The 22,551-nt window shown below is 69.2% G+C and carries 19 protein-coding genes and 1 tRNA gene; 12 read left to right on the forward strand and 8 right to left on the reverse strand.

What is annotated here, in order from left to right; all coding sequences use genetic code 11:
• Positions 1 to 18 precede the first annotated feature (18 nt).
• The 4 genes from tmk (at position 19) to AB0C75_RS19225 (ending at position 6,296) form a co-directional block, all read left to right on the forward strand.
• Positions 19 to 3,177, forward strand: coding sequence for a dTMP kinase (gene tmk / locus AB0C75_RS19210; RefSeq protein WP_362892266.1), 3,159 nt, complete (start codon positions 19 to 21; stop codon positions 3,175 to 3,177).
• 112 nt (positions 3,178 to 3,289) lie between these two features.
• Positions 3,290 to 4,495, forward strand: a complete 1,206-nt coding sequence (locus AB0C75_RS19215) for a DNA polymerase III subunit delta' (RefSeq protein ID WP_362892268.1) — start codon at positions 3,290 to 3,292, stop codon at positions 4,493 to 4,495.
• A gap of 99 nt (positions 4,496 to 4,594) precedes the next feature.
• The gene (locus tag AB0C75_RS19220) at positions 4,595 to 6,124 is read left to right on the forward strand and encodes an alpha/beta hydrolase (RefSeq protein WP_362892270.1); all 1,530 of its coding nucleotides are present in this window, start codon (positions 4,595 to 4,597) and stop codon (positions 6,122 to 6,124) included.
• 98 nt (positions 6,125 to 6,222) lie between these two features.
• Positions 6,223 to 6,296 (forward strand) — tRNA-Thr (locus AB0C75_RS19225).
• A 128-nt stretch (positions 6,297 to 6,424) separates the two neighbouring features.
• Here AB0C75_RS19225 and AB0C75_RS19230 read toward each other — a convergent pair.
• Complete coding sequence (locus tag AB0C75_RS19230; protein WP_362892272.1) at positions 6,425 to 8,038, reverse strand: tyrosine-type recombinase/integrase; 1,614 nt, start codon at positions 8,036 to 8,038, stop codon at positions 6,425 to 6,427.
• Positions 8,035 to 8,736, reverse strand: coding sequence for a helix-turn-helix transcriptional regulator (locus AB0C75_RS19235; RefSeq protein WP_362892274.1), 702 nt, complete (start codon positions 8,734 to 8,736; stop codon positions 8,035 to 8,037). Before AB0C75_RS19235 ends, AB0C75_RS19230 begins: the two co-directional genes overlap by 4 nt.
• A 94-nt stretch (positions 8,737 to 8,830) precedes the next feature.
• On the opposite strand from AB0C75_RS19235, the gene AB0C75_RS19240 reads away from it, so the two are divergent.
• The 5 genes from AB0C75_RS19240 to AB0C75_RS19260 all read left to right on the forward strand — a co-directional run bounded on the left by AB0C75_RS19240 (position 8,831) and on the right by AB0C75_RS19260 (position 14,475).
• Positions 8,831 to 9,061 (forward strand): hypothetical protein, encoded by a 231-nt coding sequence (locus tag AB0C75_RS19240; protein ID WP_326660533.1) that lies wholly within the window; start codon positions 8,831 to 8,833, stop codon positions 9,059 to 9,061.
• Between the two features lie 233 nt (positions 9,062 to 9,294).
• Positions 9,295 to 10,590 carry a DUF3631 domain-containing protein gene (locus AB0C75_RS19245; protein ID WP_362892276.1) on the forward strand — a complete coding sequence of 432 codons (1,296 nt, stop codon included), beginning with the start codon at positions 9,295 to 9,297 and terminating at the stop codon, positions 10,588 to 10,590.
• A gap of 416 nt (positions 10,591 to 11,006) precedes the next feature.
• Positions 11,007 to 11,861, forward strand: a complete 855-nt coding sequence (locus tag AB0C75_RS19250) for a DUF2637 domain-containing protein (protein WP_362892278.1) — start codon at positions 11,007 to 11,009, stop codon at positions 11,859 to 11,861.
• A 323-nt stretch (positions 11,862 to 12,184) separates the two neighbouring features.
• Entirely contained in the window at positions 12,185 to 12,736 is a 552-nt protein-coding gene (mobC, locus tag AB0C75_RS19255) for a plasmid mobilization relaxosome protein MobC (RefSeq protein WP_362892280.1), read from the forward strand.
• 5 nt (positions 12,737 to 12,741) lie between these two features.
• Positions 12,742 to 14,475: a mobilization protein gene (locus tag AB0C75_RS19260; protein WP_362892282.1), complete on the forward strand. Its 1,734-nt coding sequence runs from the start codon at positions 12,742 to 12,744 to the stop codon at positions 14,473 to 14,475.
• 69 nt (positions 14,476 to 14,544) lie between these two features.
• Here AB0C75_RS19260 and AB0C75_RS19265 read toward each other — a convergent pair whose 3' ends face one another.
• Genes AB0C75_RS19265 through AB0C75_RS19275 form a run of 3 tightly spaced genes read right to left on the reverse strand, consistent with a single transcriptional unit; the run spans position 14,545 to position 17,472 of the window.
• Positions 14,545 to 15,399, reverse strand: a complete 855-nt coding sequence (locus AB0C75_RS19265) for a phosphotransferase (protein WP_362892284.1) — start codon at positions 15,397 to 15,399, stop codon at positions 14,545 to 14,547.
• Positions 15,380 to 16,375, reverse strand: a complete 996-nt coding sequence (locus AB0C75_RS19270) for an aldo/keto reductase (protein WP_362892286.1) — start codon at positions 16,373 to 16,375, stop codon at positions 15,380 to 15,382. Before AB0C75_RS19270 ends, AB0C75_RS19265 begins: the two co-directional genes overlap by 20 nt.
• The gene (locus AB0C75_RS19275; RefSeq protein WP_362892288.1) at positions 16,285 to 17,472 is read right to left on the reverse strand and encodes a cupin domain-containing protein; all 1,188 of its coding nucleotides are present in this window, start codon (positions 17,470 to 17,472) and stop codon (positions 16,285 to 16,287) included. The genes AB0C75_RS19270 and AB0C75_RS19275 overlap by 91 nt, the downstream gene beginning before the upstream one ends.
• 768 nt (positions 17,473 to 18,240) lie before the next feature.
• Here AB0C75_RS19275 and AB0C75_RS19280 point away from each other — a divergent pair.
• Together AB0C75_RS19280 and AB0C75_RS19285 are read left to right on the forward strand one after the other, a co-directional pair.
• Complete coding sequence (locus AB0C75_RS19280) at positions 18,241 to 19,494, forward strand: helix-turn-helix transcriptional regulator (protein ID WP_362892290.1); 1,254 nt, start codon at positions 18,241 to 18,243, stop codon at positions 19,492 to 19,494.
• A gap of 14 nt (positions 19,495 to 19,508) precedes the next feature.
• A complete protein-coding gene (locus AB0C75_RS19285) occupies positions 19,509 to 19,874 on the forward strand; it encodes a hypothetical protein (RefSeq protein WP_362892292.1) in 366 nt (121 codons plus the stop codon).
• Positions 19,875 to 19,890: 16 nt separating this feature from the next.
• Here AB0C75_RS19285 and AB0C75_RS19290 read toward each other — a convergent pair whose 3' ends face one another.
• Positions 19,891 to 20,298 (reverse strand): DUF1214 domain-containing protein, encoded by a 408-nt coding sequence (locus AB0C75_RS19290; protein WP_362892294.1) that lies wholly within the window; start codon positions 20,296 to 20,298, stop codon positions 19,891 to 19,893.
• 108 nt (positions 20,299 to 20,406) lie between these two features.
• The gene (locus AB0C75_RS19295; RefSeq protein WP_362892296.1) at positions 20,407 to 20,604 is read right to left on the reverse strand and encodes a hypothetical protein; all 198 of its coding nucleotides are present in this window, start codon (positions 20,602 to 20,604) and stop codon (positions 20,407 to 20,409) included.
• A gap of 121 nt (positions 20,605 to 20,725) precedes the next feature.
• Here AB0C75_RS19295 and AB0C75_RS19300 point away from each other — a divergent pair, with 121 nt between their 5' ends.
• Entirely contained in the window at positions 20,726 to 21,112 is a 387-nt protein-coding gene (locus AB0C75_RS19300) for a hypothetical protein (RefSeq protein ID WP_362892298.1), read from the forward strand.
• 83 nt (positions 21,113 to 21,195) lie between these two features.
• On the opposite strand, the gene AB0C75_RS19305 is transcribed toward AB0C75_RS19300, so the two are convergent.
• The gene (locus AB0C75_RS19305) at positions 21,196 to 22,527 is read right to left on the reverse strand and encodes a tetratricopeptide repeat protein (RefSeq protein ID WP_362892300.1); all 1,332 of its coding nucleotides are present in this window, start codon (positions 22,525 to 22,527) and stop codon (positions 21,196 to 21,198) included.
• Positions 22,528 to 22,551 lie beyond the last annotated feature (24 nt).

A 22,551-nucleotide genomic window follows, 5' to 3' on the forward strand; every position in this document is an offset into this window, starting at 1 on the left:
TCCCGATAGGCTGGGCGGATGACGCGAGCCGAGCAGCCACCGGTCGTGAGCCCCACCTCCGACACACTTGCCGCAGACTCACGCGAGCGCGCCGTACGAGCCTTGTTGCGTGTTCCCCCGCTCCGGCGGTTGTGGAGCGCCCAGCTCGTCGGCAGTATCGGCGATTCACTCGCCCTTCTCGTGCTGGTGCTGTTGTCGCTGCAAGCGGCGGTCCTCGAGGGCTCCTTCGGGGCCGGATACCGCGGGGCGGCCTTTGCCGTCGCCGCCGTGTTCGGTGCCCGGATTCTTTCCACCGTGCTCTTCGGAGCCGTACTTCTGGGACCTCTGACGGCGCTCACCGCGCCCGGCGGTCCCCTCGACCGGCGCTGGCTGATGATCGGGGCGGACGCTCTGCGGCTCGCCCTGCTGGTCGTCGCGCCGCTGTGGATCGACTGGATGCCGGACAAGGCACTCATGATGATCCTGATCACCGTCTTCGTGGCCGGTGTCGGTGAACGCCTGTGGGCGGTCGCCAAGGAGAGCGCGGCTCCCGCGCTGCTTCCCGCCCCGCCCCCGGAGGGCGCCGCCGTGCGCCCCCTGCCTGACCACCTCGACGCCCTTCGCAGGCTGTCCCTGCGGACGAACTTCCTGTCGGTCCCCGTGGCCGCGGCCGTGCTGGTGGTCGCCGCGCTGATCGGTGAACTGCTGGGTACCGGCTTCGACTGGTTCTCCTTCCACCCGGCCGCGCTCGGTTCCTACGTCGCGGCGGGTCTCTTCTCCGCGTCCGTCTCGACCGTGTTCTTCCTGGAGCTTCCGGCCACGCAGACGCCCCGTCCGCGTTCGCCCCTGGAGGGGCTGCGCAGGCCCTCCACCGGAACCGGCTCCGACAAGGGCCGCACCGGCAGCATCCCGCTCGTCGTCGCCGCCTGCTCCGTGGTCGCAGGGGCCATTGCCGCAGCGGCGGGCGTCTCCGTGCTGCACGCCTCCGACCTCGGTGGCGGGCCCGCCACCTTCGCCCTGCTGATCGTCGCGCTGACCGGTGGCACCGCGCTCGGTATCCGTACCGCGCCGAAGGTGCTGCCGGCCCTGTCGCGTCGCCGGCTGCTGGCCCTGGCGGTCGCCGTCACCGGAGTGGCGCTCCTCGCGCTCGGTCTGGTGCCGGACACCGCCACCGGTCTGCTGATCGCTCTGCTCGCCGGTTACGCGGCGGGGATCGCCGCCCATGTCGGGCACGCGGTCATCGACCAGGAGACGGAGGCCTTCCGGCAGGCCAGGGCCACCGAGCACCTCCAGGCCGTCGTCCGGGTGCTGGTGGCGCTCGGCGCGGTGGGCGGGCCGCTGCTCGCCGCCGCCATCGGACGCCACCGTCTGGGCTCGGGTGACTTCGTCTTCGCGCACGGTGGCGCGGCCTTCGCGCTGATGCTCATCGGCGCCCTGCTGCTGCCCGTCGCGGTGATCGTCCTCGCCAGGACCGACGACCGTGCCGGTGTGCCGCTCCGTCGTGACCTGCGGGAGGCGCTGCGCGGCGGTGACCCCGCCGTCGCGCCCGCGGCGAACGGTTTCTTCCTCGTCCTGGAGGGCGGCGACGGAGCCGGCAAGTCCACCCAGGTCGAAGCCGTTGCCGAATGGATCCGGGCCAAGGGCCACGAGGTCGTCGTGACCCGCGAGCCGGGAGCCACCCCGGTCGGCAAGCGGCTGCGTTCGATCCTGCTGGACGTCTCGTCGGCCGGTCTGTCGAACCGGGCCGAGGCCCTGCTGTACGCCGCCGACCGCGCCGAGCACGTGGACTCGGTCGTCCGTCCGGCACTGGAACGCGGCGCGATCGTCATCTCCGACCGCTACATCGACTCGTCCGTGGCCTACCAGGGTGCCGGCCGTGACCTCGCCCCGACCGAGATCGCCCGGATCTCGCGCTGGGCGACGAGTGGGCTCGTACCGCATCTGACGGTGCTGCTCGACGTCGATCCGGAGACGGCGCGGGAACGCTTCACCGAGGCACCCGACCGGCTGGAGTCCGAGCCGGCCGAATTCCACACCCGGGTGCGGTCCGGCTTCCTCACCCTGGCCGCGGCCGACCCGGCCCGCTATCTGGTGGTGGACGCCGGGCAGGAACCGGAATCGGTCACCACCGTCGTACGCCACCGTCTCGACCGGCTGCTGCCGCTCTCCGAGGCCGAGATCAAGGCCCAGGAAGAGGCGCGCAAGGCGGCTGAGGAGGAGGCCAGGCGCAAGGCCGAGGAAGAGGCCGCACGCAAGGCCGAGGAGGAGCGGCTGGAGCGTGAGCGGCAGGCTCAGCTCGCCAAGCTCCGCGCCGAGGAGGAGGAGCGCAAGCGCCGCGAGGAGGAAGAGGCGCGGCAGCGCGAGGCCGAACGGCAGGCGGAGGAGGCACGGCAGCGTGCCGAGGATGCCCGCCGTCGAGCCGAGGAGGAGCGGGCCCGTCTCGAGGCCGAGGAGCGGGTGCGCGAGGCCGAGCAGGAGCGGCTGCGCCTGCAGGCCCAGGAGGAGGCGCGGCTGCGCAAGGAGGCCGAGGAGCAGCGCCTGGAGAAGCAGCGCAAGGCGGAGGAGGCGCTGGTGAGGGCCGAGGAGGCCCGCCACCGCGCCGAGGCCGAGGCCGCGGCCAGGGCCGAGGAGGAGGCGGCAGCCGCTGCCGCACAGCGCTCCCAGGAGGCCGGCCGGTCCGGGTCCACACGGCAGTCCGGGGCACCCGGGGCGTCCGGGCAGTCCGGGCCGTCCGTGCCGGACAACGAGCTCACCGTCCCGACCCCGGTCGTCAACCCGAACGAGATCACGCAGCCCGTGCCGGTCGCCAGGCCGGACCGCCCGGCGCCCGACGTGGACGAGACGACCGTCCTGCCGTCCGTGCGGGACGCGGACGAGACGGCTGTGCTGCCGCCCGTGCGTGACGAGAATCCGTCGGACCGGGTCCCGCCGGGCATCTTCCGTGACGGGCGCAGGGCCTCGGGCGCCGAGAGCGAGAACGAGCGCACGCGTGAACTGCCCCAGGTCAGCGACGACCCGCAGGCCGGACGCGCGGCTCAGGACGCCCCCCGCCAGAAGCGGCCGCGTCCCGACTGGGCCGAGGAGACGCCGCTCGACGATCTGCCCTCCCTGGCCGACGAACTGCTCGGCGACCAGGACGACGGCCGGGACGACGGCCAGGGCGGATCGGGACGCGGCGGGCGCCGGCCGCGCCGCTGACGGACGGGCTGTGGGCACGGAACGCCGGGATTGTCAGACCCTTCCCGCACAATAGGGAGGCGCTGGGATTCCGGCGTTCCAGCACCACACCACCTCCGGAAGGGCGGTGACCATGACCGTATGGGACGACCTGGTCGGACAGGACCGGGTGCAGGAGCAGCTCGGTGCCGCCGCCCGGGACGCCGATGTGCTGGTCACCGCGAATTCCGCGGGTGAGCCGGTGCCGCCGGGTTCGAAGATGACGCATGCCTGGCTGTTCACGGGCCCGCCCGGTTCAGGCCGGTCCACCGCCGCCCGTGCCTTCGCCGCCGCGCTCCAGTGCACCAGCCCCGACCGGGCGTTGGGCGGGGCTCCGGGCTGCGGCTTCTGCGACGGCTGCCACACGGCGCTGATCGGAACGCACGCCGACGTCGAGGTGATCCGCACGGATCTGCTCTCCATCGGTGTGAAGGAGACCCGTGAGCTCGTCCGCAGGGCCCAGCTGTCCCCCGCCGTGGGCCGCTGGCAGGTCATCGTCATGGAGGACGCGGACCGCCTCACGGAAGGCGCGGGAAACGTCCTGCTGAAGGCGGTCGAGGAGCCCGCGCCCCGCACGGTGTGGCTGCTCTGCGCACCCTCCCTGGAGGACGTGCTGCCCACGATCCGCTCCCGCTGCCGTCATCTCACGCTGCGTACGCCTCCGGTGGACGCCGTGGCCGATGTGCTGATCAGGCGCGACGGCATCGACCCCGAGCGGGCCGCGTCCGCCGCCCGCGCGACCCAGGGGCACATCGGCCGGGCCCGCCGCCTGGCCACGGACGAGCGCGCGCGTGCCCGCCGTGCCGCCGTGCTCAAGCTCCCGTTGCGTGTCCATGACGTCGGCGGCTGCCTCAAGGCGGCCCAGGAGCTGATCGACACGGCGACGGACGACGCCAAACAGGTCGCCGAGGAGGTCGACGTCAAGGAGACGGACGATCTGAAGGCGGCGCTCGGCGGCGTGGCGGGGGGCCGGATGCCGCGTGGGACGGCGGGCGCGATGAAGGAGCTCGAGGACCGGCAGAAGCGCCGCAGGACGCGTACCCAGCGCGACAGCCTCGACCTGGCCCTCAGCGAACTCACCGGCTTCTACCGCGATGTGCTGGCCCTTCAGCTCGGCTCCGGGATCGCCCTCGCCAACACCGATGTCCGTGACGCCCTCGACCAGATCGCCGAGTCGTCCACGCCCGAGCGCACCCTGCGCCGGATAGAGGCAGTCATCGCCTGCCGCCGCGCTCTCGACCGTAACGTCGCGCCCCTGCTCGCCGTGGAGGCGATGGCGGTGTCGCTCCGGGCGGGCTGAGGCCCGGCTCCGTCTCCTCGCGGGCCGGGAAGCCGGGGTGAATTCACCCGTATGAGCAGGGAATCGGTTGAGTCGTCCCCGGGCGGCTACGCTCCGGGGATGGACACCAGGCGCCTGCTCCGGATCTTCGCCACCGCGCTCGGCACTGCCGGCCTTCTCGTCTCCGGTTGCAGTAGCGGAGGGTCGGCCCCGAGCGCGTCGGCGACGGGCTCGGCCGCCACGGAGGAGCTCAAGCCGTACTACGCGCAGAAGCTGAGCTGGCGGGACTGCGGTGCGGAGGGCTTCCAGTGCACCACGATGAAGGCCCCGCTCGACTACGAGAAGCCCGACGGCGGGGACGTGAAGCTGGCCGTCTCCCGTAAGAAGGCCACCGGTCCCGGCAAGCGGATCGGCTCGCTCCTGGTGAACCCCGGCGGTCCTGGCGGCTCGGCCATCGGCTACCTCCAGGGGTACGCGGCCATCGGCTACCCCGCCCAGGTCCGCGCCCGGTACGACATGGTGGCCATCGATCCGCGCGGGGTGGCCCGCAGTGAGCCGGTCGAGTGCCTCACCGGCAAGGAGATGGACGCCTACACACAGGTGGACCAGACCCCGGACGACAAGGCCGAGATCGCCGAGCTGGACGCGTCCTACGAGAAGTTCGCCGAAGGCTGCGAGAAGCGCTCCGGCAAGATCCTCCCGCATGTCTCCACGGCCGAGACGGCGCGCGACATGGATATCCTGCGCTCCCTGCTCGGTGACGAGAAGCTGAATTACGTAGGCGCCTCGTACGGCACGTTCCTCGGCGCGACCTACGCCGATCTGTTCCCCGCCCGAGCCGGGCGTCTCGTCCTGGACGGGGCGATGGACCCCTCGCTCCCCGCGCTCGACATCAACCGGGACCAGACGGCCGGCTTCGAGGCGGCGTTCCAGTCGTTCGCCGCGGACTGTGTGAAGCAGACCGACTGCCCGCTCGGCACCACGTCCACCGCCGCCGCGGCGACCGCCCTGAAGAAGCTCTTCAGCGATCTGGACTCCGCACCCGTGCCCACCGGCGAGACCCGTCAGCTCACCGAGTCCCTGGCGACCACGGGCGTGATCGCCGCGATGTACGACGAGGCCGCCTGGCCCCAGCTCCGCCAGGCCGTCGCAGCGGCGCAGCGCGGCGACGGCTCCGGCCTCCTCTCCCTGGCCGACAGCTACTACGAGCGCGAGCCGAACGGGAAGTACGCCAATCTGATGTTCGCCAACGCCGCGGTGAACTGCCTCGACCTCGCGCCGCCCTTCACCGGCCCGGCGGACGTGGAGAAGGCGGTCCCGGACTTCGAGAAGGCCTCCCCGGTCTTCGGCAGGGGCTTCGCCTGGGCCGCGCTGAACTGCGGCGCCTGGCCCGTCGACCCCACCGGCACCCCGCACCGTACCGAGGCGAAGGGCGCCGCCCCGATCGTCGTGGTCGGCACCACCCGCGACCCGGCCACCCCCTACAAGTGGGCGGAGTCCCTCGCGGACCAGCTCTCCTCCGGCACTTTGCTCACCTACGAGGGCGACGGACACACGGCGTACGGCCGGGGCAGCGACTGCATCGACACGGCGATCAACACCTACCTCCTGGAAGGCACGCCGCCCAAGGACGGCAAGAAGTGCAGCTGACCTGCGCAGACAGCGGCGGGGGCGGGCGGTTCGGAGCACCCCTGGAAACTGTGTAGACTTGGCGTCGCTGCTGACCGCACCATGGTGCGACAGAGCGTGCCGCCTTAGCTCAGTTGGCCAGAGCAACGCACTCGTAATGCGTAGGTCTCGGGTTCGAATCCCGAAGGCGGCTCGGAGAAACCTCAGGACTCACTCGCCGTGACCTGGGGTTTTTTCATGCCCTGGGCATGCCGAGCCGCACGACGGGGATGTCGTGGAAGTGCATGCGTGAGCGATGCGTGAGCGGAGCGGCTCAGCGATCTACTTCTTGGGCCGCTTTGCCTTGCCCTTCCTCTTGCTCATGGCCTGGGCTTTCGCCTTGGTCTTCGCCTTCTTGGCGGTCTTCGCGGCCTTGCGGGCGGCCTGCTCGGCCTCGGTCCGCCGCTGGAGGGGGACCAGCTTGGCCGTGGCCTCGGCCGCGCTCTTTCCGACGTGAGGCAGGACGCTCTGGTAGATGTCCCGCGTGATCCGGGTGTCGCTGTGTCCGAGGGTGTCGGAGACGATCTTGACGTCGATGCCGGCGGCGAGCATGAGCGTGGCCGCGCCGTGCCGGAGGTCGTGGAGGCGGATGGGTGGGAGGCCGGACGCGGCGACGAGCCTCTCGAAGAGGTCGGTGACTTTGCCGGGGTGGAGCCAGGAGCCGTCGGCCTGGGTGAAGACGAGGCCGGTGTCGACCCAGGCTGCGGCCCACTCTGCTCGGTCCGCGTTCTGCTGTGCGCGGTGGTGTTCCAGGACCTCGACGGTGTCATTGTCGAGTGCGACGACGCGGAAGCCGCTGTCGGTCTTGGGTTCGGAGGTCTCGACGTCCCATCCGTCCTGGACGAGCTGGGCGGAGACGGTGAGGGAGTGGGTGGCGAGGTTGGTCTCCGACCAGGGCTGCCCACACGCTTCGCCCCGGCGCAGGCCACGGAAGGCGATCAGGTGCCACATGGCGTACAGCCGGTCTTTGGCGACGAAGTCGAGGAAGGCGCCGGTCTGCTGGGGTGTCCAGACCATGACCGGGGACGGCTTCTCGCCCGTCCGCTCCCACTTGGCGACCCGCTCGTCGGTCCATACGAGCGCCTTCGGCTTGCGTACGGGGTCGATCTCGACGTGGGCGGCGGGGTTGAAAGTGATGATCTGCTGCCCGATCGCGTCGTTCAGAGCGGCTCGGAGGGTGGCCTTGACGTGCTGGCGCGTGGCGGGTCCGGTGATGCGACGGTAGGGCGGCATCTCGTCGATGGCGGCCTTCATCGCCTTGCGGCGGGCTCGGTTGTCCGCGCCCTTCCACGGGACGGTCGCCAGTTCGTCGATCGCGGCTCGGCGCTGGGTGTTGTCCTCCAGGATCTGGGCGTTGGCGTCGCGGATGTCGGTGAACATCTCGCTGAGGTGGCTGACGCGCAGCCGGTCGAGGCGCCGGCCGCCGATGTGCGGCTTCAGGTGGATGCGGATGTCGGTCTCGTAGCGGTTGAGGCCGGACTTGCGTATGCGCTTGCCGGCCAGCCAGCGGTCGAGCCATTCGGCGACGGTGAGGCTGCCGATGAGGTCCTGGCCGGCGTTGAGCCGCCGCCTCGTCTCCTCGACCTCCGGCAGGGGTGACCGTTCGCGGCCGACCTCGGCCAGCATCTCGGCGATGAGTTCGGTGCCTTCGGGGTCGTCCGACTCGGCGAGTCCGAGGAGGGCCCGTACGTGGTCGAGATCGGCCTGGGCCGCCTTGAGGCTGCCGTACCCGCCACGGGCGAAGGAGCGGCGGCTGCCGTCCTCACGGGGTGAGAGCTCTTGCCGTACGGAGTAGGTGCAGTGGTTCCTGCTGTTTCGCTTGGGGCAGGAGGTGCCGAGTTCCTTGCCGGACTTGGGGTCGCGGCAGGAGCAGCGGCGGTAGGTGGAGCCCTTCAAAGATCATTCTCCTCGGTGGTGTCGGGATCGGTCCCGGGGGAGTCGGTTACGTCGGCCACGTCCGGCCACAGAAACGGGGGCGTGACGCCCTCTTCCTCGATGAAGGCGCGAACTCTGCGCAGGCGGTCTTCGGCGTCGTCGGCCGCCTCGGCGGCACGGGCCTGGGAGCGGAGGGCCTCGGCCTTCCGGTCGGCATTTGGTGCGGTCTGGGCGTGGTAGCGGGCGTACTCCTCGTCGCGTCGCGCGCTTCGCAGTCGCTCTTGGGCGGCGTGATGAGTCCGGAAGTAGCGGAGCATGTCGTCGTCCGCGCCGAGTTCGGTCTCCTCCCCGGTGAACCAGCGCAGCGCGTCCAGTGCGGAGGTGGAGTCCTGGAGCGGGAGCTGCTGTACGTCGTCGATGTAGCCGACGGGATAGATGAGGCAGATGGGCGGGGTGTTCAGTGCCTGGGCCAGGACCATGACGTCGACCAGAGGCAGGTTGGAGCGGCGCCCGGACTCCATGTTGGCGATCACGTTGCGGGGGATCGGATGGCCGATCTCCGCGCACTTGTCGGCCAAGTCCTGCGCGCTCCAACCCAGTTCCTTCCGTCGTCTGCGGACCTCGATGGCCACGGTGGCCATGACCTGATCCACCCACTCCAGGACGTCGTCCTCGTCGTCGGCCTTCTTGGATCCATGATGGCTGCGGCGTTGTGTCATGTGGACACATTAACTTGCTTAGCGTTGATTCCAAGACCTGGAGACGAGCGCGGCAGCCGCGCTCGCCGTGGGCTCAGTCATGGATGGAGCGCGCATGCGTGAGAACGAAGAGGCCGGCCGGGCGAAGGGGATGAGCCGCGAGGAGCTTCTGGAGCTTCCTGTGTCCGTTGACCTGGAGACGGGCAACCGGGCTCTGGGGCTTGGGCGGAGCAAGGGGTACGAGCTGGCCAAGCGTGGCCAGTACCCGTGCAAGGTGCTCAGGCTCGGGAACGCCTACCGGGTGGTGACCGCAGACCTGCTGTCCCTGCTGGGGCTGGCAGCGTGAGGCGTCAGATGGATGTCGGGGGCTTCTGCGCTGAGCTGACACAGAAACGCTGGACTGTGGTGCGGCGTGGACGTACTGTCCGTGGTCGCTCGCGGTGCCGAAAGCCCCGCGAGAAGGGGGAGAGCCTCCGGCGGTGCAACGCCGGAGGCCCCGAGACTCCCCAGCAATCCCGTGAGAACCGACCCGGCGGCAGGGGCGTGCAAGCCCAACGTCGCCAGACGAGGAGTCGCCCAGTGCAACCCGAGGACCCCGAGTCCTATTCCGCCCCCGCCCGAGCGGCCTGGCCCGCCACAGCCATCCCCGGCCGGCCGAGCGCCCACTCGCAAGTTGACAGTGCCGCGGCGGACCCGAGCGACGGTACGGCCGACGCCAGCGCCAGCGAAGCGGATCCTGCGGACAGGCTGGAGGCCATCCCCGACGCGGAGCCGACACCGGGCTCGGAGCTGCTTGACGAACTGCGTTCCCAGATAGCCCAGTTCGTGATCCCTCCCTCATCGGAGGCGTTGGACGCGATCACCCTGTGGGTGGCGGCAACGCATCTCCAGCCCGCGTGGCAGCACGCCCCACGTCTGGCGGTGGTGGGGCCGGCGAAGCGCTGCGGCAAGTCGCGGCTCCTGGACGTGCTGACTGAGACGGTTCACGAGCCGATGCTCACCATCAACACCACACCAGCGGCCATCTTCCGCTCGATCAACGAGGACGAGCCACCGACGCTGCTGGTGGACGAGGCCGACACCATCTTCGGCCCCAAGGTCGCGGAGAAGAACGAGGAGACGCGTGGCCTGCTCAACGCCGGTCATCAGCGCGGCCGGTATGTCACGCGGGTCGTCGGCAACGACCACACCCCGCACAAGTTCGCCACGTTCGCGATGGCGGCCATCGCGGGTATCGGGGACCTGCCGGACACGGTTATGGACCGGTCGGTGGTCATCCGCATGCGGCGCCGGGCCGATGGCGAGAAGGTCAAGCCTTTCCGCTCACGGCGCGACATCCCGGCCCTGCACGAGCTGCGCGACCGCATCCACACCTGGGCCCGCCCACTGTTGGAGGACGCCGCAGACCTGGAACCGGACATGCCGGTTGAGGACCGTGCTGCCGACACATGGGAGCCCCTGGTGATCGTTGCCGACCTGGCAGGCGCTAGCTGGCCCCGGCTCGCGCGGATTGCCTGCGCGCGGATGGTCGCCGCCGAAGTGGCGGCCGAGGAGGACCATCCCAGCGGGGCACGCATACTCGCCGACATCCGCCGGGTCTTCTTCGCCCAGCGTGAGGCGGACAGCCTCTCCACCGCGGATCTCCTCTACCACCTGAACGCGGACGACGAAGCCCCGTGGGGAGAGCGGGGGCGCTACGGCCTGACCTCCCGGGAACTCGGAGCGATGCTGCGCGACTACGACATCCGTCCCGGCAACGTGCGTATGGCCGACCGGTCGCAGCGCAAGGGCTACACGCGCAACAAGTTCCTCGACGCCTGGCGGCGGTACTGCCCCACCGTCCACCCGGTCATCGCCCCCCGCGGCGAGGACTGAACCCCACCCTCCCTGGTTGCCGTACTTGCCGTCCCTGCCGTGATCTCGCAGGTCAGAGCACATACCGGCAAGACGGCAGCCGAGGGCAAGACGGCAACGCAGGCGTCTCCGCGCAGGTAGCGCGCCAGTCAGGAGACACCGCCCGGATCCGTCTTGCCCCGTCCCAGGCGTCCTTGCCGTATCGCCGCCGGTCGCCGCCCTGCTCGCCGGGACGGATGCCGCGAAGCAGCCGTCCCGGCAGCGGCAGGCTGCGCCCTGGCAGGAAGCTGCCACCTCCTTGTCGCGAGTCAGGACAAGACGGTGGCGCTGCCTGCCGAAACGGTATGTCCGGAGCGCTGCCGTCCCGCGCTGACCTGCACGTGCAACGGCCAAGACGGCAAAGACGCCCCACGCCACTACCCCCAGGAGCTTCCCGCTTGACCGCCCCGCACCTCACCACGCAACCAACACGACCACGAGACGACGCCCGCAGCGACGAGAAGCCGAAGAAGCGGGTTGACGCCGAGCAACTCGTCCTCGGTGCGGCCGGCCTCGTCATCGTCGCGCTGACAGCCGGAGCGTTCTGGCTCTCCTACGCGCACCTCGCCGACGTCGCCGGCCAGCACGGGCTCGGCGCATCCCGCATCCGCCGCTGGGCCTGGCCCGCCACTCTGGACGCGTTCATCGTCGCGGGCGAACTGCTCATGCTGCGCGCGGCGCTGCGCCGGACAACCGACCCCTGGGCGATAGCCGTGACAGCTGCCGGATCAGTCGGCTCGATCGCGCTGAACGTCGCCGGGGTCAGCGGCACGGACAACGCGCGCAGCGTCCCGTTCCTCGACTACGTGGTCGCAGCTGTTCCTCCGGCCGCCGCGATGGTCGCCTTCGGCGTCCTGATGCGACAGATCCACCAGCTCGTCGCACCGTCCGACGACGGCTCGGACACCGGTTCCGTACAGGCACAAGACCGGTCGGTCGGCGACATCAGCCACAGCCACCGAACGGATTCCCCTCCCGATGGTGCGCAAGCCTCGAATAACGAGCGGACGGAACCTGCGTCCCAGACGTCGGATAGCAAACCGAGCGGTGGCCGACCGCCGAAGGCGACCATCGCGGAGCTGACGGATATCGGCCGGGCCACCGGTCATCAGCACGGCAAACTCACGCGCGGCCTGCTCCGAGCGGCTGTGAAGGACCGAGACCTGACGATCGGCAGTGAGCGGCAGACCGAGGTGATGGAGCGGCTTCGGCCGGAACTCGAAGCCGTCGGTATCGAGGTCTCCAGGCGCTGACGCCTGGCCTGCTCGGGTGACCGGAACCCTTCCGGTCACCCGAGCATTGGCCAACCGATTCGCAGACTTCCACAGCCGTGGCCAACGCGATGGCCGTGCCGCGTAGGCATCGTCACCCCGTAAGCCCAGACGTACTTGGAGCATCTTCCTTGACGCACAACCAGCACCTGCCCGACGACACCCACACCGAGCCGTCTGCGTTTCCGCAGTCACCTACGCTGACGGAGCGTTTGCGTCGGGCGTTCGGACGGGCTGCTCCTGGCGGAGCCAGTAGTACCCCGAGTCCGACTCAAGGCCGGTCTTCGGGGGTCTCCGCCCCAGGGGTGGCGGAGACGGCCCAGCGCCAGGGGGCGCCGGACCAGAGGGTCGTGACCGAGAACGGCCCCGACCCGGACACTCTTCACGCCAGCCAGCAAGCGATCCTCCGCCCAACACGCGCCGCCGCCCTCGCCGTCAGCGAGCCCGCTGTGCAGAGCGTCCAGCCAACGATCCGCCGGTTCACCGGCGACAAACGCACCAAGCGCGTCGGCCCCATGCGCTTCACCGACGACGAGCACACCAGCCTGCGCGAGGCCGCAGCCGAGCACGGCTACAAAGGCGAATCCGGGTTCGCCGCCGACATCGTCCTCGCCTTCCTCGACGGCCGCTTCACCGCGAACCTCCCCCTGTCCGAGGACCGACGCCGCACCCACATCTTCCGAGCCCAGGTTCTGCGCGCCCTCAACCGCACCGGCGTCAACGTCAACCAGATCGCCCGCGCCCTCAACAGCGACTACACCCCGCCCGACATCCGGCAGCGTCTCGACGAACTCCACGACCTGCTCACCCTCATCGCCGCGGCCCTGCGCGAGCCCACCCACGCAAGGGTGGTCTGATCCGCGTGATCGCAGCCATCAAGCCCGCCGGCTCCAACACCCGCGGTCTGCTCGCCTACCTCTACGGTCCCGGCCGACACGATGAACACCTCGACCCACACCTCGTGACCGGATTCGCCATGCTCGGCATGCCCGACCCCGGCCGCGACGAGAACACCACCCTGACTCAACTCGGCCACTACCTCGACGAGCCCGTACTCCTGCGCAACAGCGAGTTCGGCAAGCCCGTCACCGACCACGTCTGGCACTGCCCCGTCCGCGCCGCACCCGAAGACCGCTACCTCTCCGACACCGAGTGGGGCGAGATCGCACAGCGCATCGTCCGGGCAGCCGGCATCGCCCCCGAAGGCGACGACCTCGCCTGCCGATGGATCGCCGTACGCCACGCCGACGACCACATCCACATCCTCGCGACCACCGTCCGCGAAGACGGCCGACGCCCCAAGCTGCACGACAGCGGCATCCGGGTCGGCGATGCGTGCCGGGAGATCGAGAAGGACTACGGGCTGCGCCGCTTGACGAAGGGCGACCGCACCGCCAACCGGCGCCCCACCCAGGCAGAGATGCACAAAGCCGAGCGCCTCGGCTGGGAGCAGACCAGCCGTGAGTGGCTCCAGGACCGCATCCGCGCAGCCATCCCACACGCCACCAGCGCCGAACAGCTCCTCGCCTACCTCGAAGCCGACGACATCCTGGTCAAACCACGCCGCGGCCCCTCTGGAGATCTCCTCGGCTACGCCGTCGGCCGACCCGGCGACCTGAACAAGGACGGCCAGCAGATCTACCACCCCGGCGGGAAGATCGCCCCCGACCTTTCTCTGCCCAAGCTGGAAGCCCGCCTGGAGACCAGCACTCCTGAGGAACACCCCACCGCCCGTCGCAACCGACACACCACTGCCTGGCATCAGGCCACCGACGCCCTCGACACGCTCCACACAGAGCTCACCGACACGAGCGCCGGGGACAGCGGGGACGCGCGGGCTCAGGCGCACATCACCGCCCTGGGCGAACTCATCGAAGCCACCGCGCAGAAGACCCACGCCAACCTCCGTGGCCAACTGCGTTCAGCCAGCCGGTCCTTCGCCCGCGCTGAACGCTCTCAAATCCGGGCAGAAGACCGCACCGCCCGCGCTCTGCGGACCGCAGCCCGTGACATCGTCAACACAGCCAGCGGCCCCGACGGCAGCGCCCTCGCAGCCCTGACCGCCGCACTCGTCTGGGCCGCCATCCTCGCCGGACGCTGGCACGAGGCCAAGGGGCACGCCCACCAGGCCAACGCCGCCCGCCAAGCCGTGCAGCACCTCGAGGCAGCCGCCGACGATGCACTCGCTCCGACGCTCACAGAACTCGAAGCCCGCCGCCCCACGGAGGAGGCCCGTCACACCCTGGCCAGCGACGTACGCGCGGCCGTTCCCGAGCACGCCGAGCGAATCCTCGCCGATCCCGGCTGGCCCGCCCTCGCCACCGTCCTTGCCGACGCAGAAGCCGGAGGCCACCAGCCCCACCAGCTCCTCAAGGAAGCCGCCGCGCGACGAGAACTCGGCACCGCCCACAGCCCCGCCCGGGTCCTGATCACCCGCATCCAGCACACCAGCCGCAACCCCGCACCCAACCGCCGCGCCGAAGCAGCCCGCCTGCGAAGCACCAGGGCAACGGGCGTCAGCGCTCCGCCCCCCGACACCTGGCCGCTCAAGGCGACAGCCGCTCCCGCCCGCCGGCCGGGGCGTCCCCTTGGCTGATCTCGAAGAGGAGTGCCCGATCCCAGAGCTCCACCTGGTTCTACCAAACCCAACCGCGGAGACTTCCGGTCAGGCTGTCACCTCAGCCGGGGCCGAGACCGGTGGACGAACCCCAGTCAGCTCTTCAGCACGGCTCAGCAGGAGAGGCGCGAGCTCTGGATAGAACCCCCGAGCCACAGCCTGGAGCATTTCTGCGAGTGCGGCGAGCTCACCGATGCGGCCGGCGGGGGAGTCGAGGACGTGGGCGAACTGACTGCGGATTCGAGTGGCCACGAGTGGCACGCGAAGGCTGTACGCGTGGAGAAGGCCCGGGTCGTACCCGACCGGCACGTGGCCCCAGCGCTCCCAGTCCAGCAGGGTCAGCGGCATTCCGGTGAGGTTGCCCCAGTGAAGGTCACCATGACCAGTGACGCGCTCAATCTTCGACGGGGCGGGGATGCCCAGGAACTGGGGGAAAGCCCGCTCGATCCACTGTTGCCTCACGGTCTCCTTCCTCCCGTCCACTTCCGCCAGGCGGTCAAGAGCCTGTCTCAGCAGGCCCCACCACTGCTCCGGCAAGGCCGGATTACTGGTGAGGTCCGGCCTTCGAGGTGAGATGACTGGATCCTCTACAAGGTCGAGTACTTCAGCCTCGAAGGAGTAGTCCCCTTCAGCCCAGTCATACGTTCCATGGAGGGCTGGACGCGGCACGTCACGCGGTATCAAGAGGTCCGCTCCGACGATCCCTTCCCCGTGCTTGCGCCCGACGTTCTTCACCAGACTCCGGCTGACACGCAGCCAGTAGGCGCCCGACTGACGGCCCAGAGTGAAGCCCCCGAAGCCCCACGCCAACGGCCCCGTGCAGGTCAGGCCGACCGCTTCTGCAGCCGTTTGGTGAGCGGCTTCCATCAGCGCTCGCGTGGCCTCATCCGGTGGCAAGTTCATCGGTCACTCTCCTGAGCTGTTCGCGGGTGAGGGGCGCGGCCAGGGCCTTTGCGGCATCGTCCCAGTGACCAAGGCTGCTGGCCGAGGTCAACACGAGGTCCAATGCCGGGCAGGAAGCGGCAGCCAAGAGGCCGGCGGCGCCAGGTGAGAGTCCGGGGCGTATCAGGTCGATCAGTTCGGGTGTCATGGAGTCGAGGAGTTCGCCGCCGTGCAGGGGTGCCGAGGCGAAGGTGAGCATGCCGGCATCCTGTGCCTCGACCAATGGCCCGCCTCCATTGAGTGCTTGGGTGATCGGAGCGTCCATGATCAGGCTTATGGGCATCTGTATCCCGATCAGATGGTGGCCTTCCGATCCCGATGCCTCCCGGGCAAGGGTGACCAGCTCGGGGACGCTGAAGGCGCCTTCCCGGAGACCTGACCAGGTGGCCACCCCGTAGCCGCCGATCCGGCGGAGTTGCACGAGCCCTTCGAGGACTGCAAACGCTTCTCTCAGGCGCCCGTGCAATGCGGCGCGGTGTCCGTTGCGAGCGGCTCGCTCGGGATTATGGACGAATACCAGGTCCACGCGGCCGAGCTGTTTCCTGGCCTCCTCCACCTGGTGGCAGACGAACCGGGGATCGAGGCTGTGCCCGACGGCGGCATCCTCGTCAGTGAGGACGCCGAGCGCCATGGCCGTCTGAGCCTGACTCCTTGTAAAGAAGCCAGTCTTGGTGGCCGTCTGCGTGGCACCAGGGTGCTCCCGCAGGACTGGTCCGAGGCTCTGTTGCGCCATCCCGTCCGCGTAGTTCGGTGCGGTGTCGATCCAGGGAGCACCGGCCCGCAGAGCGATACGGGCCGCCTCGCACACGTCCCGGACCCGATAGGTCCCCAGGGACAGGGCCGCCGTCACAGGGCAGTCCCGACAACAGCTACTGCCTGTCCCTCGACGAGGACCGAAATGAGCGCGGCCACGTCTTTCACTTCCAGCCCGGCACATTCAGCGAGATCGCCCAACGTGGCCGACCGGCCGAGAAGCAATCGGCGCAGGATCGGCGCGGCCGACTCGGCAAAGTCCCAAGCTGTGCCTGCCGCCGAGAACGTGACGGTGTTGTGCCCGTCGTTCTCAGCCACACGGCTCCGCGGAGCAGTCAGGCGTACGGAGATCTCCGGCCGTGCGGGAAGCCCGTCCACGTAGGGCAGGGAGGGGATCGCGTGCCCGTGGTCGGTGGTATCGATCGACTCCGCCCACCGTTCGACGAGCCGGGGGTCGGCCAGCTCATTCAGAAGTTCCCGGCGCATCGCGGCGAGATAGTCCGTCTGGTCAGGCAGCGAGGCGAACCTCGGAATGTCCTTGCGCAACGCGAGGACGGATCGAAGCTGGTCCACGACCCAGTGGAGCAGGTCCGCGCCTGTGTGGGAGACGAGGCCGAACGTCAGGTGCAGCGAATCCGTACCTTGGTCGGCGGTGACCGCGTGCCACCAGCCGCGTGGCAGGTAGAGCACGTCACCGGGCGCCAGGACGAGGTCTGCAACCGGCTCGCCCTCGGGCTTCTCCGGCGACTCGACATCGCGGAACGTCGGAGCCTCGCGAGTGGATCCGTACAGTTGCCATCGCTTGGAGCCATGCACCTGGACCACGACGACATCGTGGTCGTCCCAGTGGAGCCCGAAGCCCTGCCGCTCCGTCCAGGAAGCGTAGGCATTGACCTGCACGGGGGTGCCGAGGAAGCGTTCCAGGCCCTCGGCAGCCATCCCGACGGGCGGGTGGATTTTCTCTACCGAGTCCAGGACGAGTGAGGCGCCGTCCCTGAGCTGGGCGTGCAGTTCGGCCGGCAGGATGCGGGACCAGGTCACCGCGCGGCGGGTCGTCGTCGGGGCCGCGTATTTGTGTACAGGGACCATCTCGCCGTCCACCGAGAGCCTTAGCCGGGGCGGCTCCAGGCGCTGAGTGGCGATGATCAGGTTCAGGTCGTCCCAGGAGAAGAGGCCCGCCGTGTCGGCGGCACCGGGGAAGAGAGCGTAGGAGCGGTTGTACGTCTGGGCGAGGAACGTGTCCCCGCCCAGACGCGCCGCCCACGAGGCAGCATCAAGCATCGTGGGCGGCCCGATCAGTCGTTGCCGTCGGAACGGCCGCCACTGACGTCGGACTCCTGCTCGGTTCGGGTGCGAGCGGCCACGATCTTCCGCTTCGCGACGAGCAAGCCCCCCTCAGCGGCCACTGAAGCAGTGTTCTCTACCATCATCGAACTTCCCTCTCTACTTGGGGAACTCCCACCGGAGGCCCGGCAGGACGACTGGAGTCGGGTAGGCCGAGAGCCGCTACGACGTGCTGTAGATACCGGCGGCGAACAGGCCCAGCGAGCCGACGATCAAAGCGACGTACAACGGCCCTGCAAACCGGCCGATCCGGCGCTGCACCCACCGCGACAGGGCATCCACTAAGCCGACCCCGGCTCCGCCACCCGGCGAAGCCCGCGAGCCGACACGGTCGGGCCCACGCAACGCGCACACTCGCACGGAGGGAAGCAGCCCGGGTTCGAGAGGATGACGAAGGGGTCGCCCTCCCGCATAGCGGTCGTCTGTGACCATGAACGTCCGGAGTCGCGGGACACGCGAAGCGTCATCAGAACGCGGCTCTCGCCCGCCGGGTCCGCCGCCCGCGAGGCTCCTTCGTATCCGCGCCCCTCAGCATCACTGCGATTTGCCATGTCCGCACCCTTCCGCAGTTCCTGGCCCACCTCGTTTGCGACAACACCCAGGAAACCGCGCATAGTCGGAGGTCTCCACGGCATCGATGCGGCACTCTTGACGCAGATCCGTGCACAGGCTCCGAAGGGGCCGAAGCCGCGGGAAGGGGGCGTCATGGGACTGGCAAAACGACGCAAGACCCTGGGCTACAGTCAAGAAACACTGGCCCAGTTACTCGGCGTGGACCGCACAACGGTCGGGCGCTGGGAAAGCGGCAGGATCGACCCGCAGCCGCCTCAGCGGCGAGGCTTGGCCATCGCCCTGGAAGTCAGTCTTCAAGAGCTGGAAGCCCTTCTGACACCGCCACAAGCCGCTGGCCAGAAGCTTGCCGGGCACCATTCCAGCGACCCCCCGAACGCGGGAGACTCCGACGAAATGATCCGCCGCGAATTCCTCCGCATACTCACTGTCAGCGGTGCGCTGACCGTTCTGCCGACCGACGAGGCAGAGGCGCTCACGGAGGGCGTCCGCAGGGGGATGCCAGCCGACTTCACACGAATGAACAGTCACCTTTGGCAGGTCTACCAACTGGCGCGCTCCAAGGGCTCCGTCTACCCCGTTGTCCGCGACCAACTGGCCACGTTGAACGAGGCTCTGGCAGGCAACCGAGGGAGCGCACGCCCACTTCTGAACGCGGCTGCCGACCTCTTTCAATTGGCCGGCGAGGTGGCCTTCGACGGAAGCCGTTACTCCGACGCCGCTGCTTCGTATTCGCTAGCGGCTGCCGTCAGCAAGGATGCCAAGGCGTATGACCTGTGGGCGTGCGCACTCGTTCGCCACGCCTACGTAGACATGTCTGAGCAGCACTATCGCCAGGCCGCTCAGATGCTGGGTGCAGCTGAAAGGCTGGCCAGCCGGGGTGACAGCAACCTCTCGACCCGGCATTGGGTCGCTTCTGTCCAAGCCGAGGCGTATGCGGGCCTCGGTGATCTGGCCGCGTGCGAGCGGGCGATGGACCAAGCGGAGACCGTCCGTGAACTCACTGCGGAGAGCGTCAACGGCGGATGGCTCCGTTTCGACGGTGCACGCCTCGCCGAGGAACGAGGCTCCCGCTACGTGCAGCTGGGCCGACTCGACCTGGCAGAGGACGCCTTGAAGGATGCCCTGGAGCAGACGGCCTTGGCGTCAGGACAGTCGTACCGGCGGCGCGGAGCAGTGCTTACCGACCTGGCCGCCATCGGCGCCAAGCGGCGAGACCCCGAACAGGTGGTGGCCTACGGAAGGGAAGCCATCAGCCTCGCCCGAGCCTCAGCATCCGGGTACGTCGCCCGTAGACTCCGAGACCTGTGCGACGAGTTCGGTCCACTGAGCCGCGACCACCGCGTGGCGGAGCTGGGGTCGGAGATCGCCACGCTGAGCACGCCGTGACGAGAGGGGTAGGCATGTCGCAGACCGAAGGTGCACGACTGTTCCGGGAAACCTGGATCGCCGGAGTGCACCAGCACTTCCCCGGAGAGCCGAAGGCCGGCTACATCACCCCGTGGGACGACACCCCGCAGTGGGAGCGTGAAGCCGCCGGATCGGTCTACGACCAGGTACGGCAATTCATCGAGGTCAGCAACGGCCACACGTCGAGACTGTCCCGCGAACAGAGGAGCCGGTTCGTCGCGACGTGCTGGACGGCCCAGATGTTCAAGCACTTCGAGGACCCGAAACCCGGGTACGTGGCGGACTGGACCGACCTGCCGTCCTGGCAGCAGGAGACGGACGCCGACATCTTCGAGGCGATCGAGAAGGCGCTCAACTGACCACACCAGTCGGTGGTCAGTTCTCGATTCGCTCGAAGTCGCCGGGCCTCCATGAGCCGTCGAAGGCGGCCTCCTCGGGGCCGTAGATCCGGAAGTAGCTGAACCAACTGCGTACCCGGACGGTCTGGATCCAGCGGCCTTCGGCGCCGGTGGGTTCAGTGGGGCCGAAGTAGAGGTCGACCTGGTCGCCGCCGCCTTCTGGCTCGAGCTTGTCGAAGAGCGAGCCAAGCGCAGCTTGCGCCTGCTCGGCGGCGACTTCGGAACGTGTCGGTGCGTCGCAGGCGGTTACGGACCAGAAGAGGCTGGCCGGGGCGGGCAGTGGGACGGTGAGCTTGTACGTCCAGCCTCCGTCGAGGTTGGCGTCGGTGGCGTCGTTGAGGCCGAACCAGTACAACGAGCCCTGGCCGACGGCACGGCGGAACATCGCGGGCGAGGCAACGATGGCCTGGATGAACCAGCGGTTCTTGGCTTCGACTTCGAGTGAGCCCCCTCGCGTTCGAAGGTGCCGTTCTCGTGCCGCAGGCTCGCCCACTCACTCCCAGGTGCGATCGGGCCAGACCATCCGGTCGGGGCGGTCGGAGGCGAGCATCTCGCCCCGGCCCAGGCGGGCGGCCTCGGTGAGGAGTCCGGTCATCCGCTGGCCGGTGTCGATTCGAGGGCCGAGAAGGTGCCGGTGCCGCAGCGAGGGCAACCAGAAGTGGGTTCCAGGTTGGACGGGGAATTCGGTCATTAGTCCGGTCTGGTCAAATTGCGTCACTGCCTGGTTCGATAGGCCAGTGCTGTCACGCGGGGAAGACGTGGGGCCCGGGGGATGTGGGAGACGGATCACCTATCCCGGAGGAAGGCCCGAAATGACGGGGCCGGCGTGGTCTCTGGTGTTCGGGGCGGCGCTCACGCTGGCAGGGAAGGCAAGCGCCCGGTCGTTGACAGGGGCGTCGATCGAGCGCCGGACGGCGATACTCACTGCTGCTGCGTTACTCGACGTGGCCCAGCTCGCCTGTACAGACGGATTCGTCCGCCCTGATCTGGTCGCCGATGCACAGTTCGCGGCCTCGCTCGTCCGCTCGTACGATGCGCTGCATGGCACGGCGCTCGCCTTCCACGGGCCTTCGGCCCCGTCGTGGGCTGATCATGAGATCACGGATCTGTCGGCCGAGGACGACTGGTCGGTCATCTACGGTGACCTTCGCTATCTCAGGCGTGAATGGGCGGCTCACCGGGACCTCTTGGCGCGCTGAGCGCCGTTCAGCTGTCATGCCGGCCGTGGTCCAAAGGTGTTGTCAGGGCTGTGTGACGGCATGGTGGTGTGCGGTGCAGCGGTTCACCCCGCCTTCAGAGCGGCTTGCGCCTTGGGGGCGTGCAGCGGGTTGAAGTGCGGGTTGATCGTCAGGGCCTTGGTGAGGTCGTCGCGGGCTGCGTCGGTGTTGCCGAGGGACTGCTGGATCATGCCGCGGTGGTAGTGGAAGAGGGCGTTGCGGGTGCCGAGCGCGAGTGCCTTGTTCGAGGCGGTGAGGGCTTCTTCGTCCTGGCCGTTGGTGTGGAGGGCCCAGGCGAGGGCGTCCTGGGAGTCGAGGAAGGGCCGGCTCTGCAGGCTTTTGCGGGCGAGGGCGAGCGCTTGTTTGTGGTCTCCGTGGTCGGCTTCGAAGAGGGCGGCGTCGGAGTCGAGTGTGACGCCGTTGGCCGCGAAGAGTTTCTGTTCGGCGCGGAAGATGTCGTACTGCTGGTCTGCTTCCTTCGTGCGGCCGAGCGACTGGTAGAGCTCGCCGAGTTGGAGCACGTATTCGGGTAGAGGCAGGCGCTGGCCTGCCCGGGCGAGGTCGGTGAGGGCTTCGGTGTTCTTTCCGAGGGCGGCCTCGGCCCTGGCTTTGATCTGAAGCAGTGGGGCGTCGTTGGGGACGGCGCGCAGGCCCTGTTCGGCGTCGGTGAGTGCCTGGTGTGCGTCGCCGTTGTTGAAGGCCATCTCGCTGAGGTAGTAGCGGGCGAATGCCTGGTCCGCCGGACTGCCGGCGCTCTGGAGGGCTCGTTGCATGTCGGTGCGCGCGGTGGTGGTGTTGCCCCGCAGTTCTGCGGCGTAGGAGGCGCGGGCCAGTGACGGGGTGCCGGGTTTAAGGTCGACCATCTTCTGTACGGCGTCGGCAGCTTCGGAGTAGCGGCCCAATTGTGTGTAGGCGTCGGCGAGCGTCCCGTAGAGCGTGGCGTTGTACGGGTTGACGGCGACAGCGCGCTTGGCCCAGTCCAGGCCCTGGGAGAAGTTGTGCCGGGCCGATTCGAGTGCGGCCATGCCGCCCATCGCGGCGAAGTTGTCCGTGCTGTCCAGCGTGAGTGAACGCTTGAGGACTTCTTCGGCCTTGGGATAGTACGTCGGGTCTGCGGTGATCTTCGCCTGCTGGACGTAGTTCAGGCCGAGCGTCCCGAGCGCGACGGGATCGCGGGGATTGCGCCGTGCGCGGTCCTGGAGCGTGCTGATGTCGGCAGCCAGCGGGTCGGCACCGGTGGCGGGGCCTCGTCCAGCGCTGGCTTCAGGGGTGCTCTGTGATACGGACCACGGGGAAAGCCCCAGTCCGCCGGCGAGGAACAGAGCCGCGGCGAGAACGACGGCCACCGTGGCGGACAGCAGGAAGCTTCGACGCGTGGGTAGTTGGCGCAGTTGCATGGTCTCTTCCCGCTCTTAAGGGTG

Source organism: Streptomyces sp. NPDC048565, assembly GCF_040650935.1.
Lineage (GTDB): Bacteria > Actinomycetota > Actinomycetes > Streptomycetales > Streptomycetaceae > Streptomyces.